Source organism: Chryseobacterium sp. NFX27, from assembly GCF_049887855.1.
Taxonomy (GTDB): Bacteria; Bacteroidota; Bacteroidia; order Flavobacteriales; family Weeksellaceae; genus Chryseobacterium.
In genome coordinates this window covers 64,344-78,095 of record NZ_JAGEKK010000015.1, presented here as the reverse complement: position 1 = coordinate 78,095, position 13,752 = coordinate 64,344, and the positions used below count along the sequence as shown (strand labels likewise).

13 protein-coding genes, 1 pseudogene and 1 riboswitch are annotated in these 13,752 nt (G+C 38.1%); of the genes and pseudogenes, 3 read left to right on the top strand and 11 right to left on the bottom strand.

The genetic code is table 11. The features are described 5' to 3' along the window. The 4 genes from J4Q03_RS15990 to namA all read right to left on the bottom strand — a co-directional run bounded on the left by J4Q03_RS15990 (position 1) and on the right by namA (position 4,033). A complete protein-coding gene (locus tag J4Q03_RS15990; protein ID WP_426049133.1) occupies positions 1-1,932 on the bottom strand; it encodes a type VI secretion system Vgr family protein in 1,932 nt (643 codons plus the stop codon). A 158-nt stretch (positions 1,933-2,090) separates the two neighbouring features. Next, complete coding sequence (gene tssD, locus J4Q03_RS15985) at positions 2,091-2,495, bottom strand: type VI secretion system tube protein TssD (protein WP_426049132.1); 405 nt, start codon at positions 2,493-2,495, stop codon at positions 2,091-2,093. A gap of 183 nt (positions 2,496-2,678) precedes the next feature. Further along, the gene (locus J4Q03_RS15980; protein ID WP_426049131.1) at positions 2,679-2,972 is read right to left on the bottom strand and encodes a DUF2752 domain-containing protein; all 294 of its coding nucleotides are present in this window, start codon (positions 2,970-2,972) and stop codon (positions 2,679-2,681) included. An 8-nt stretch (positions 2,973-2,980) separates the two neighbouring features. Beyond that, positions 2,981-4,033, bottom strand: coding sequence for an NADPH dehydrogenase NamA (namA, locus tag J4Q03_RS15975; protein ID WP_426049130.1), 1,053 nt, complete (start codon positions 4,031-4,033; stop codon positions 2,981-2,983). Between the two features lie 99 nt (positions 4,034-4,132). On the opposite strand from namA, the gene J4Q03_RS15970 reads away from it, so the two are divergent. From J4Q03_RS15970 to J4Q03_RS15960, 3 genes are all read left to right on the top strand, one after another. Then, the gene (locus J4Q03_RS15970) at positions 4,133-4,615 is read left to right on the top strand and encodes a cytidine deaminase (RefSeq protein ID WP_111956797.1); all 483 of its coding nucleotides are present in this window, start codon (positions 4,133-4,135) and stop codon (positions 4,613-4,615) included. A 186-nt stretch (positions 4,616-4,801) separates the two neighbouring features. Next, a riboswitch (cobalamin riboswitch) is annotated at positions 4,802-4,976 on the top strand. 32 nt (positions 4,977-5,008) lie between these two features. Beyond that, on the top strand, positions 5,009-6,850 hold the full coding sequence (locus J4Q03_RS15965) for a TonB-dependent receptor plug domain-containing protein (protein ID WP_426049129.1): 1,842 nt from the start codon (positions 5,009-5,011) through the stop codon (positions 6,848-6,850). A 13-nt stretch (positions 6,851-6,863) separates the two neighbouring features. Beyond that, the gene (locus J4Q03_RS15960; protein ID WP_426049128.1) at positions 6,864-7,907 is read left to right on the top strand and encodes a YncE family protein; all 1,044 of its coding nucleotides are present in this window, start codon (positions 6,864-6,866) and stop codon (positions 7,905-7,907) included. 157 nt (positions 7,908-8,064) lie between these two features. Here J4Q03_RS15960 and J4Q03_RS15955 read toward each other — a convergent pair whose 3' ends face one another. The 7 genes and pseudogenes from J4Q03_RS15955 to J4Q03_RS15925 form a co-directional block, all read right to left on the bottom strand. Next, on the bottom strand, positions 8,065-9,486 hold the full coding sequence (locus tag J4Q03_RS15955) for a CCA tRNA nucleotidyltransferase (protein ID WP_426049165.1): 1,422 nt from the start codon (positions 9,484-9,486) through the stop codon (positions 8,065-8,067). A 167-nt stretch (positions 9,487-9,653) separates the two neighbouring features. Next, positions 9,654-10,202, bottom strand: a complete 549-nt coding sequence (locus J4Q03_RS15950; protein WP_426049127.1) for an L-threonylcarbamoyladenylate synthase — start codon at positions 10,200-10,202, stop codon at positions 9,654-9,656. 277 nt (positions 10,203-10,479) lie between these two features. After that, positions 10,480-10,903: pseudogene (gene tnpA, locus J4Q03_RS15945) on the bottom strand (IS200/IS605 family transposase). A gap of 137 nt (positions 10,904-11,040) precedes the next feature. Then, the gene (locus J4Q03_RS15940) at positions 11,041-11,547 is read right to left on the bottom strand and encodes a DinB family protein (protein ID WP_426049126.1); all 507 of its coding nucleotides are present in this window, start codon (positions 11,545-11,547) and stop codon (positions 11,041-11,043) included. Positions 11,548-11,648: 101 nt separating this feature from the next. Continuing rightward, on the bottom strand, positions 11,649-12,101 hold the full coding sequence (locus J4Q03_RS15935) for a GNAT family N-acetyltransferase (RefSeq protein WP_426049125.1): 453 nt from the start codon (positions 12,099-12,101) through the stop codon (positions 11,649-11,651). Between the two features lie 5 nt (positions 12,102-12,106). Further along, a complete protein-coding gene (locus tag J4Q03_RS15930) occupies positions 12,107-12,589 on the bottom strand; it encodes a nuclear transport factor 2 family protein (RefSeq protein ID WP_426049124.1) in 483 nt (160 codons plus the stop codon). An 18-nt stretch (positions 12,590-12,607) separates the two neighbouring features. Continuing rightward, on the bottom strand, positions 12,608-13,747 hold the full coding sequence (locus J4Q03_RS15925; protein WP_426049123.1) for a cystathionine gamma-synthase: 1,140 nt from the start codon (positions 13,745-13,747) through the stop codon (positions 12,608-12,610). Between the last annotated feature and the right edge of the window lie 5 nt (positions 13,748-13,752).

Sequence of the window (13,752 nt, the reverse complement as noted above, 5' to 3'; positions counted from 1 at the left end):
TCAGAAAAGTTTTGATTTTTCGGCACTGTTGAATTCTACAATCTTACCGCTCTGCATCGTCATATTTTCAAGCTCGCTGAACATAGATATTTCTCCGGCTATTTCATTGGATGTTTCGGACTGTCTTTTGAATTCTTTTTCCACCATTTCGGTTCTTGTGTCCGACGTTTCACGGATATCACCGGAGGCCGTCTGTACGATATCTTTTCCGGCTGTAGAAATAATACTGTTGTTGGCAGAACTGTTGATTCCTTCTCCCGCACTGATCGAAATTTCTTTTCCGGCAGTAATGTTGATATTATCTCCGGCATTCAGGGTGAAATTTTTAGGAGCTTTCATGCTGATGTTTCCGGCACCATCCATATAGTAGATATTTCCGCTAGGGTCCATGATCTTTACGCTTCCTTCTTCATCATTCATCAGAATTCTGATCCCGCTTCTGGTCTGGATGGATTTCAGATGATTATTAACGCCTCCACCCAAGGCTATTCCTCCATGAAACATACCTCCCATGACGAAAGGTCTGTCCGGATGGCTGTGGACAAAATTCACCATCACCTGGTCTCCCACTTCCGGAATGGCCACATATCCTCTGTTCTGCGTGATCTGATCTGTTCCTCCTGCATCAGGACTCATCATCCTGATAAAATGGGTTGTATCGCTCGTCTGCCAGTCAAACTGTACCTGTATCCTGCCCTGTCCTTCCGGATCTGTATTGGATATAACGACTGCGGTTTGTGGTTCGGCTTTAGGAATCTTATATTCAGGTCTTGGAAGAAATCCTGTATCTGCTGCTATCCCTGTAAAACTTCCTTTATAATGTCCTATCGTGTCGATTTCATGTTCAGCTTCCGTGATCATAATTCTTGTGAAATAGGAGGTTTCATTGGAGTCCTGTTTCCGCATCTGAACATCGGCTATGCATCCCGGATGAAGGAATGGAACCGTTGTATTTCCCGAAATGGAAAAAACGTTCACCGCAGCACTTCCTGAAGCGCTTTTCTGGGAATATTCTACGTCCAGATGGGTTGTTGCCTTGATAGGGGCTATCTGAAGCGCAGGGGTTTTATAAATACTGTTGTTGTGATCATAAGCTGTCTTTGCAATATCACTTACATGCTGAATAGGCGTGGAACCCGAAGTAAGTTTTTCATTTTTATTGCTGTTGTACCCATAAAACTGGGGCTTGGTATGGATTGCTTTCAGTTCAACCTTAATATCATTGGCGCTGCTTCCGTAGGTCAGGATGATAGGTTTGTTCTGAGGCGGCAGCTTCCCGAAATGCAGGACTTCACCATCATAAAAAAACTGCTCACCATAGGCTTCTGCCATTCTTGCCAGATAGTTGTAATGGGTTTCGTCGTACTGGCTGCTGTAGATGATCTGGGAAAAATTATTGGCATCTACCCTGACATCAAAGCGACCTTTATCAATCCCCTGTTTAATAACCTCTTCAGCAATAATTCCTATATTGACCGGCTGACTTCCTCCAAAACTCTGAACATGGGAAGCTCCATCCAAAAGGATAGTCGGGCTGGATCCTGTAAGCACAATATTCCCCAGGCTCATTTTCTCCTGGCTGAATGCCACCCCGGTAATGATTCCCACAAAGGTTCTCTCGGGACTGTTGTCTATACCTTTATATGAAATAACTGCAGTGAGGCGCTTTCCAAGGAACTTATTGGCTTCTTCCAACGAATGGGTCTGGCGGTCTCCCAACGTATCATGGGCCAGCGTAAGCGTAAATTCATGATGACGCTGAGCGCTTTGTTTAAGTTTGAAATGCTTATAAAATTTGATGATTTTTCCTTCTATGACTAAGGAAAGCTTAACCAGACGGTTGATTCCGGTATGATGATTTTCAGATACCCCGTCTGCATTCTGTGCCGGGCGAAAACTCGTTCCCTTTGATTTTTCAGGTGTAGTAGACATATTTTATAAAGTGATTTGCGTTAAAATGTGTATATTATTCATCCAATCGGGAATTTTTAAAAATAAACAAAAATCCCTTGCCAGAAAATAGTGTTCACAACAGGTAAAAAAAGACCGTCTTGAGGGACAGTCTCTTTGTATTTTATACTACTCAGGACCTAGCTTAATGGCCAGAATCCGTCATATAGTGAATTTCCATACGTAATGCTTTCTGCACTTACCACAAAGCTTACCAGCATACTGTTGCTGTCGACAGCATCAAAATCCATCTCATGCTGAATTACATATCCGTTTTCCCACTTCAGGGTAATCAATGTTCCTTCTTCATGCGATTTATTAAATGTAACTTCGCCGCTTGTGGGCTTATATTTACCGTTCAGTAAGCTTTCCAGAATATCAGACTTTTCAGTTGCTTCAATTGTTACTTTGATCAAAGCGTTCGATGGATCAGACGCTACACGTCCTGAAACATCTGTAGATCTTGATACGCTGTAGTTAAGCTTTAACAACTTTTGTCCTTCACCTCCATTGAATTTTAAGATTCCTCTTGAATTTCCTGCCATATTCTTACATTTTAATCATTAATGATTATACTATTCATAAAGTTTGTCTAACAAAGATAGACTTCAAGCTTTAATTTAAAAAGTTTTTAGTCAACATATTTACATTTTGTAGTAATTCTACGACTTTTTTTCTACCAAGATCAATTAAATGTTAAAAAAATACATTTCTTCAGCTTATTTTTATCAATGAGAATGCATGTAAAAATGTTTATAATAATAAGATACGATCATGATAACCAGATTTACAGCAATCATTATCATCAGGATGTTACCGTATTTTCTTTTTCTGTCTATAAAACTCAATCCCAGGGTAAAAAAGAACAGGAGCAGTGTATAAACGGCCGGATACAGATGAAAGGCTTCTGAGAACCGGCCTTCAAATACCAATACAATGGCTCTCTGAGCACCGCACCCCAAACATTCTATTCCCAGAAATTTCTTGCTGGGACAGGTGAGCATAAAGTCTTCAATTTTCATTCCGGATCTTATGATGAAATTTTCGCTCTTGTATATTGGTGCGGGAAAAAGCATTCTTCTTTCATCTCAAATGAACCCTGAACGGCAATATATGGGTTTCTTAAGATTTCTCTTGCCACGAATATGAGGTCTGCATCTCCTTTTTCCAGAATTTCTTCAGCCTGTTCCACCCTTGTAATCAATCCTACCGCTCCGGTTTTTACTCCGGCCTCTTTTCTGATCTGGGATGAAAAAGGAACCTGATAGCCGTCAAATACAGATATTTTTGCACCATGGATATTTCCACCGCTTGAGACATCTACAAGGTCTACAGAATGCTGTTTTAAAATTTCTGCAAGCTTTACACTGTCATTGATATCCCATCCGTTTTCGGCATATTCAGTACCGGAAATTCTTACAAAAAGTGCTGTATCTTCATCCAGCTCTTCGTTGACAGCATCAACAATTTCCAAAAGAAAACGGACTCTGTTTTCAAAGCTTCCACCATATTCATCTGTTCTGATGTTGGAAAGCGGTGATAAAAACTGATGAATCAGATATCCGTGAGCGCCGTGAATTTCAATCACGTCAAAACCGGCCTTTACAGCTCTTTTTGCTGCTTCTTTAAAATTCTGTACCTGTTCTTTGATCTCATCAGCAGTCAGAACATGCGGAACCCTTTCAGTAGGATGATAAGGAATAGGACTTGGTGCAACGGTTTCCCAGCCTTCTTCAACAGGGATCTGCAGGTTATTCCATGTGGAACCTTTTCTTCCGGCGTGGGCAAGCTGGATCCCAATTTTACTTTCTGAACGGGAATGGACAAAATCGACAATTTTTCTAAGTTCTTCTGCCTGCTCATCATTCCAGATTCCCATACAGTGGTTGGTAATTCTTCCGCGTGGCTCTACTCCCGTAGCTTCAACCATGATAAGGCCTGTACCGCCCTGAGATCTGCTTCCGTAATGGACAAAGTGGAAATCATTAGCCAATCCATTCTCGCATGAATACATACACATGGGAGACATTACCCATCTGTTTTTCAATTCTATATTTCTAAATTTTATTGGTGTATATAACATTTTACTTTTTTGATTTTCAATTTAATGATGAATAAAAAAAACATTGTCGAAGTGATGAAAAAGAAGTAAATTTGGCCCCCTTTTTAGTCTTACTAATATATGAAAAAAGACATACAGATCAGTTACGAGCATTTTAAAAACAGCAGTGAACTGAACGATATAGAAAAAACCTTATTTGAAAGAGCAATACAAGCCCGTGAAAATGCTTATGCGCCCTATTCGAATTTCCTTGTAGGATGTGCCGTCTTACTGGAAAACGGTGAAATTTACTCCGGTAACAACCAGGAGAATGCAGCCTATCCATCGGGACTCTGTGCAGAAAGAACGACTCTTTTCTGGGTAGCAGCCAATTTTCCGGATGTTAAGGTGAAGAAAATCTTTGTCGTGGGAGGTCCTAAGGAATTTCATGAGAAAAATCCTCCGATTCCACCTTGTGGAGCCTGCCGGCAAAGCTTAATAGAATATGAAACGAAACAGAACGAAAACATTATCCTTTATTTTTCAAGCATGAATGATGAAGTGGTAAAGGTGCATTCTATTAAAGATCTGTTGCCGTTCTATTTTGATTCATCGTTTTTGTAAAGGTGTAATTTTGTGAATAGTGAATTTTGCTTCGCAAGTGAATGGTGAATTAAAGTTTTAAGAACCAAGAATCAAGATTTCAAATACCAGACTTTTGTCAATGGTCAATTTTATTTACAAGTGAATTGTTAATATTGACCATTCACAATTGACTTTTTGTCTTTTTGTGCAATAAATTTAAAAAGTTATCTTTGCAAAAATTTTGGTTTCCAGCATTTTGGAAATAATAGGGAATTGGGTGTAACTCCCAAACTGTCCCCGCAACTGTAAATCGCAATAAGATTTCTGTAAAAAACCACTGTTCATACGGGAAGGTACAGAAAGCGAAAGTCAGGAGACCTGCCAGAATTATAACTAAAAACGTTATTACTTTCGGAGGAAAAGTAAAATAGTATGGATATAAAAAGATCTTTATTACTGCTTTGTTCGTCTTATGGCAGCTTTCTCTTCGGACAGGAGAAAGCGGTTGACACCATTTATATTTTCGACAGCCAGATGAGCAAGGTGAAACTTTTTCATCCGGTACGCACGCTCACTCCAAAAGATCTCGAAAAAAATTCAGCCAATCTTTCTGAAATTTTACGCTTTCAGTCTTCTATTTATGTGAAAGAAAATGGACGTGGGGCTGTTTCTTCGCCTTCATTCAGGGGAACAACAGCTCAGCAGACTGCTTTTGTATGGAACGGGATCAACATAAATTCCAGCTTTTTAGGCCAGGGAGATGTGAATAATATTCCACTTTTCGGATATGATCAGATTGATATAAAAGCTGGCGGAGGAAGTGTTGTTTATGGCAGTGGAGCTGTTGGAGGAAGTATTCATTTAAATAATATCCTGGATTTCAACAGGGGTTTCAAGGCTTCTGTTTATTCGGAGGCGGGCTCTTTTGATACGTATAATAATTTTCTGCAGGCTTCTTTCAGCAATGATAAATTAAGTGTTAAGGTTTCGGGAAGCTATTTCACAAGCCAAAATGATTATAAGGTCCCTGAATTTATCGTAGGAAGTACTGGATTTCACAATATTAACGGAAAATACTATAACACTTCGGTCAACATCGGAGCTTCTTATAAAATTGCTGATCACCAGACCATTTCATGGCAGAATCAAATGTTTGATGCATCACAGCATTATCCTGTTTTTGAACAAAATGGCACTAAAACAAAATATAATGCACAGACTTTAAGAAGCTTAATTGCATGGGATATCAATAAAAGTACTCTTTCGAACAGCTTAAAAGCAGCTTATACGGAAGATAATTTCCAGTATTTTTCAGGTCTTAACCAACCTAAAGCAAGTGGCGCAGAGGGAAAGAACTACATTTTCAAAAATGATTTCAACTATTTCATCACTCCAAAGATCAACATTAATGCGATTGGGGAATTCCAGGTGAATAAGGGTGAAGGTTATCAATCCGGAATTGGCAGCATCAGCAGAAATGTAGGTTCTTTATCCGGCTTAATCAGGTATTTTGCCACTAAGGAGCTTCGTTTTGAAGCCGGGATCAAGAAGGATTTTGTGGAGGATATTTCTTCTCCCCTTCTGTATTCGTTTTCGGGAAAATGGGATGCTTTACAATGGTATCGTATGGGAGTCAATTTTTCAAGAAATTTCAGATATCCTTCTTTTAATGATCTTTACTGGCAGCCGGGAGGAAATCTGGACCTGCTTCCTGAAACATCCACGAATATTGATATGAACCACGAGTTCAGCCTGGGAGATTTTAAAATAACATTAAGTCCTTATTACATGGACATCAAAAATCTCATCAACTGGCTTCCTACTCCCTATGGATACTGGGCTCCTGTGAATACATACAGGGTTGAATCTTACGGATTGGAATCACAGGTTCAGTGGAATAAGAAATTCGGAAATCATGCTCTGAAGCTGGATGCAGGGTACACTTATTCAAAATCTGTCAACAAGAATACTCAAATGCAGATGATGTATGTTCCGATACATAAAGCTGTCGGAAATATAGAGTATGGCTATTCATTCCTTAAGCTATACGCACAGGGGCTTTTCAATGGTCTTACCTATACGACTACGAACGAGCAAAGGTCTACAGCTATTGATCCTTATTTTATTTTAAATACCGGAATTTCTGCCGCACTTTTCAAGCGATACACTTTAGGATTTAAAGTGAACAATGTCACCAATACGGTTTATCAGACGGTGTCTCTGTATCCGATGCCTAAGAGAAATTACAGTATGTATGCAACTATTAATTTTTAAACTTAAAAATATTATGAAACTGAACAAAATTCTACCTCTTCTTTTTGCTTTTACACTTCTTTTGGGCATCGTGTCCTGTAGCAGTGATAATGATGATGAGCAGGAAACATTCTATGGCAACGGTTTTTTAATCGCTAATGAAGGTACTTTCGGAAAACCTGAAGGTGACGTAACGTTTGTAAGTGCAGACCTGAACCTTAAACAGGATAATGTTTTTTCCCTTAATAACGGAGGAGCAAAATTAGGTGACGTTTTACAGATGGTTGCTTTCAATGGTGAAAATGCTTATCTGCTATTGAATAACTCTAATAAGATCCAGATTGCAAACCGCTATAATTTTAAAGCGAATGGCGAAATTACCGCTGAACTTAATGCTCCGCGATATATGGCTTTTGCCAACAACAATATTTATGTAACGAATGATAAATATTTAGGTGCCAAGTATGTAAGCATCTACAAAGCTTCAGACCGTTCTTTCATCAAAAAAATTACTTTCACCGATGCTGCTGAAAGAATTGTAGAAGCGGGAAACAATATCTTTGTACAGAATGCTTCATTTGGTTTTGGAAATAAGATTACTTACATCAATACTTCTACCAACGATGTTCAGTCTACGATCACGTTGCCGGCAGGAAACATCAATAAGATTATTTCCAGCAACCAAAATGTATATGCTATTGCTGCAGGAACTGCTGATTCTTATATTTACCAGATCTCAAGCACGGGAAGCATTACAAAGACCACTACTTTAACAGGTATTGCCAATGCTACGAACCTTGAAATTGCCAATGGTAAGTTTTATTTCACTTCCGGAAAGGATGTGTACAAGATGGATATGAGTGCTGCAACAGCACCTACATCACCGCTGTTTACTGTAGCCAACAGTGTTGATGCGTATTCTGCTTTATATGGATTCAGTGTAATCAATGACAAAATTTTCACTTCTGATTCCAATGGGTTTACCCAAGCCAGCAAAATTGTAGTTTACAATACTTCAGGCGCTATTATCAGGTCATTTACTACAGGTATAGGCTCAAATTCAGTTTATGCAAACTAAGACATTAATACTTCGGTATTATCTATAAATTTTATTTTTTTTCATCATTTGTGTTTTTTTTCAGGCCGCTTCTCCGAAGCGGCCTGATTTTGTTTTCAATGATTAAAAAGGCTACGGCGGGACAAAGTCCCGCCGAAGCTTTTTATATATTCTAAGTTTAATTATACTTCAATCCCAATTTCTCAGCTTCAGCAATAACAAACTTTTCAGCTTCTTCCTTGTCATTGGGGATCTCGCCTTCAAGGATGGCTTCTTTTACTTTTTCTTTAAGGATTCCGATCTCTTTTCCCGGTTTCAGATCAAACATCTGCATGATTTCTTCTCCTGTGATTGGTGGCTGGAAATTACGCACCTGATCTTTTTCTTCCACTTCTTTGATCTTCACCGCTACATATTCGAAGTTTTTCTTGAATCTGTCCTGCTTTTTAGAATTTTTGGTTGTAATATCCGCTTTACACAGGGTAAACAGATCTTCCAGATCTTCCCCGGCATCAAATAAAAGTCTCCTTAATGCAGAGTCTGAAGCATCATCGGTAATAAGGGCAATAGGACGTGACGAAAGCTTCACCATTTTCTGAACATATTTCATATCACTTCCCAACGGCTGTTTCAATCTATGGAAAAGGGTCTTTACCATTTTTGAGCCTAAAAACTCATGCCCATGGAAAGTCCATCCTGTTCCTTCTACGAATTTTTTGGTTGGCGCTTTACCGACATCATGCAACAATGCGGACCAGCGTAACCAAAGGTTATCCGTATGCTCTGAAATATTGTCTACAACCTCCAGCGTGTGGTAGAAATTATCTTTATGAGTCTGCCCTTCCACTTCTTCCACTCCTTTCAGCTCGATCAGCTCAGGAATGATCAGTTTCAAAAGTCCTGTCTCTTCCATTAATCCCAATCCTACAGATGGTTTTTTGGACATCATGATCTTGTTGAACTCAACCATGATCCTTTCCATAGAAACGATCTTGATCCTTTCTGCCTCTTGTTTTATAGCATTCAGTGATTTTTCTTCAATAATAAAATTTAATGTTGAAGCAAAACGAACGGCTCTCATCATCCTCAACGGATCATCAGAATAGGTTTGAGCAGGTTCCAAAGGGGTTCTTAGAATTCCTTTTTCCAGATCTTCAACGCCATTGAAAGGGTCTATCAGTTCTCCGAAATTAGCTTTATTTAAAGAAATTGCCATAGCGTTGATGGTGAAATCTCTTCTTTTTTGGTCGTCTTCCAGTGTTCCGCCCTCTACTTCCGGCTTCCGGCTGTTCTCAGTATAGCTTTCTTTTCTGGCCCCTACAAATTCCAGCTCAAGATCTTTATATTTAATCATGGCTGTTCCGTACGTTTTGAAGACAGAAACTTTTAATTTGGGATCAATATCATTCGCAACAGTCTGTGCCAGCTCAATACCGCTTTGCTCTGTCACAAAATCGATATCAGTAGATGCTGTCCTTTTCATCAGAAGATCGCGGACATAACCGCCGACAATGTATACCGACTGATTGTTCTTTTCCGCAGCATCAGCAATGATCTTGAACAGTTTTAAATTTTTATTTTGGGTAAGATTAATTTTCATCATTAAATAAGTCGTCTTTTCTAGCTATATATTCTCCATTAATCATGCAGATCAGGAAACTTCTCCGGCATTTTTAATATTGAAGACTGCAAAGATAGAAATTAAAAAAAAGAAATCCTGCCGATATATATTGACAAGATTTAAATTGAAAGAATTATTACATGATTTTATTCACGAAGAACCTTAATCCTGTTATCATTCCATATTTTTATCACTGAAGAACCTGAATATTTCGAAACCTTTTCCCTGTCTTCCTCCACTGCATAATCTACCAGTTTAATGATTTCCGGTGAAATATCCGAAAACTTTAAGGGACTTTTATCACCACTAAAATTGGCAGAAGTGGAAACAAGAGGTTTATTCAGTTTAGTGATCAGCTTTCGGCAGAAATCAGTTTTTATCAGCCTGATTCCTATGCTTCCGTCCTCAGCAAGAAGTTCCTTGGGAAGTCCGCGGGGATTTTCATAAACAATAGTTACCGGCTTTTCACTAAGATCAATAATTTCCCAAGCCATTTCAGGAACATCCACAAGATCCTGAAGTCTCTTTTCAGACTCCACCAAAATGATCATGGATTTGTTTTTTTCCCTTTTTTTGATATCAAAGATTTTATTGACAGCATCTATATTGGTGGCATCACAACCGATTCCCCAGATGGTATCTGTAGGATAAAGAATCGTTCCGCCGGACTTTAATATTTCTATAATGTTTTCCATAATTTAATAAGGCATAAAACCTGTATAAAGGTAAAAAAATGGGAAGGTTCAGCCAAAAAATATGCGATAAATGTTTTGCCGGATGGATTATTGCCGTGAACGGGCTAAAACCCATTCCTATTGAATATGTTGGTCTTCGTTATAAAAAGACATAACAAATACTATTGTAATATCAAGTAATATACAAAGCTTTTGATAAAAAATGTATAAAATTCAATAGGAACGGGCTTTAGCCCGTTTAAAATAAGGTTCCATAATATTTGGCTTTAGCCAAAATCTATAAGAAATTGTTCTTTTCAAGGAATTCCCGATATTCATCTTCAAAACCTTTTTTCCGGTGATGCTTCTCCTGATTCTTAATATATTCTCTTACAGCATCTACATTCGATTCAGAAACCTAAACGGCGAAATATTCATCCTGCCATGAGAATTTTTCCTGAGTAAGTTGATTTTTATTAATCCAAAAAGAAGATTCTCCCTTTAACAATTGTACTATTTTTTCCATATTCTGACCCGATCCCAGCGAAATCAGACAATGGCAGTGATCTGAATAACCGTTAACCATATCTAAATAAATTCCTCTGAGAAGCATTTTCCTTAATATGTTTCCATACTTTAATCCTCAAATCAAATGTATTCAAATGTGGAACTCTGCTTTTTGTAGAAAAAACAAGATGAATATAAATTTTGATAAATGACATTTGTGTTGTTTTAACCAAAAATAATATTTTTATTTATGTTTTGGCTAAAGCCATATTTGGCTGATTATCATTATTAAAAAAACGGGCTAAAGCCCGTTCCTATTGAATTTATATCTTCTTAATTCCTCAATCTTAACCTATTTCAATCCAGGAAGATACCTTTCCTCAATGATATTCAAATGGTGGTAATTGTGTCCTACGATCAGTTTCCCTATGGTTTCTACAGCCAGTTGATTTCCGTTAGCTGTTCCTATATTAGCTAAAACAGACGGCTCAAGAGTTTCCACTAGGATCTGAGAAGATTTTCTGATAAGCGTATATTCTTCCAGTAAAGAGTCCAAAGATCTTTTATCTGCAAAAGAATGGGCAGTATATTCTTCTTCATCAAAGCCTGGTAATTCGGCTTTTTCGCCTCTGGCAAAAGCAAGAATTCTGTATTGGAATATTCTTTCGGTATCTGACAAATGAAGCAGAAGTTCCTTTAATGTCCATTTCCCTTCCGCATAAGCAAAAAGAGACTGTTCTTCTGTAAGATTCGAATATAGTTCTATGGTTTTCTCTCCAGATCTTTTTAATTCTTCAATCCAGTTTTCGGAAGGGATCTGGTCTAAATATCTTTGTACGTATTTTTGGAAATCAGACATATTTTTTAGTTATAAGTGATAAATAATTGTTGAACATTGAGCGATGAGTAAATAATGATATCTCCAGTAATTCACTATTGACCATTCACTATTCACCTTTTTCATATCTCTTTATTCGTCCATTCATAAAAATTCACAGAATCATACAGTTCAAAGCCGCAAGCTGGATACAACTGATTTCCGACATCATTACTTTTTCCAGTTTCCAGTAAAACTCCGCAGGCATTTGATGATCTGCAAAGTTCTTTAGCTTCATCGATCAGTTCTTTGGAATACCCTTTTCCTCTGTGATTATTGTTAACATAGAGATCATTCAACAGCCAGTAGCGCTGCATTCTTGTGGATGAGAATATAGGATACAACTGAACAAATCCTGTCAGTTTGCCATCCTGTTCCGCCACAAAAATCTCGGAATCTTTGTTCTCTATTCTTTCTCTGAGAAAACTTTCAGCAGCAGGAATATCAGATTCTTTGTGATAAAAGATTCTGTATTGATCAAATAATTCTGCTAATTGATTTAAATCTTCAAAAGTAGCTTTTCTGGTATTTTTCATATTGATTATAAATGATGATCGTAGCTCAATACCCTTTTCATCTTCCATTGCTTATCCTCCATGATCCACAAAATAGTAAATTTCGCCCGGCTCCCCTGATTCCATTTCCCGTTGGAGAATTCGAAAAAATCATGTTCTCCTTCTTCTATGAAAGCGTACAGAACATTATTGTTGTACAAAGGATATACTTTCATACTGTTAGGCACCAGGTCCCGCTTTATTTTATTGGGACCACCACAGATATTGTTTTTAATGGAGGCGGTAAAAGCCTTTTCTCCGAAAGTAATTCCTCCTTTATCATGATAAAATTCCAGATCACTGCTGACTATAGTTTTATAATGAGAAAGATCGCATTTATTAAATCCTATATCAAATATCAGACTATCCAGCTTTTTAGCTGTCTTATACAGTTCATCGGTAGTTTTTACCTGTGAATATACCATCTGACTGAAAAAAATTAAGATCAGAAAAAACTGGGTCTTTCTCATTATATTTATTTTAACCGGTTAAGAAAAAGCTTTCTCAAGATCTGCAATAAGATCTTCTGCATCTTCGATACCAACACTCAAACGAACTAAATCGTCTGTAATACCCAATTCCTCACGTTTATCGGCAGGAATTGAAGCGTGTGTCATCAAGGCAGGGTGATTTGCCAAAGATTCTACTCCTCCTAAAGATTCAGCCAAAGTGAAAACTCTTACTTTCTCAAGGAATTTCACAGCATCTTCTTTTTTACCTGATTTGAAAGTAAAGGAAACCATTCCTCCAGATTCCTTCATCTGGGATTTGGCAAGTTCATATTGAGGGTGCGACTCCAATCCAGGGTAAATTACTTTATCCACTGCAGGATGAGTTTCAAGATATTTCGCTACAGCAAGGCCATTGTCTGAATGACGCTGCATTCTTAATGCTAAAGTTTTGATTCCTCTTAAAACAAGGTAAGAATCGTGAGGCCCTAAAATACCGCCACTCGCAAACTGAATAAAGTGAAGTTTTTCTCCCAGTTCAGCATCTTTTGTGATCAATGCTCCGGCAATTACATCTGAATGTCCGCCTAAATATTTTGTAGCCGAGTGCATGACAATATCTGCTCCAAGATCAATGGGTCTCTGGATATATGGTGTAGCAAAAGTATTGTCTACAGCAACCAGAATATCTTTTCCTTTTGCTATTTCAACTACCGCTTTAATGTCTACCAGCTTCATCAGGGGATTCGTAGGTGTTTCTACCCAGATCAGTTTTGTTTTGTCTGTGATAACATCGGCAATTTTGGAAACATCATCAAAATTCACGAACGTAAATTTCAGCTGATATTTTTCAAAAAGCCTTGTGAACATCCTGTAGGTACCTCCGTAAAGATCATCTACTGCTACTACCTCATCACCTGGATTCAGTAATTTCAAAACACAGTCGATGGCTGCCAGTCCTGAACCGAAAGCAAGACCTCTTGCCCCGTTTTCAATGCTCGCCAGAGAGTCTTCCAAAGCCTGTCTTGTAGGGTTGGCAGCTCTTGAATATTCATATCCGGAATGTACTCCCGGGCTTTTCTGTGCAAATGTAGAAGTTAAAAATACAGGAACATTTACAGAACCTGTTGCAGACTCGTGATGCTGCCCTCCGTGAATTACTTTTGTATTAAAATTCATAATAT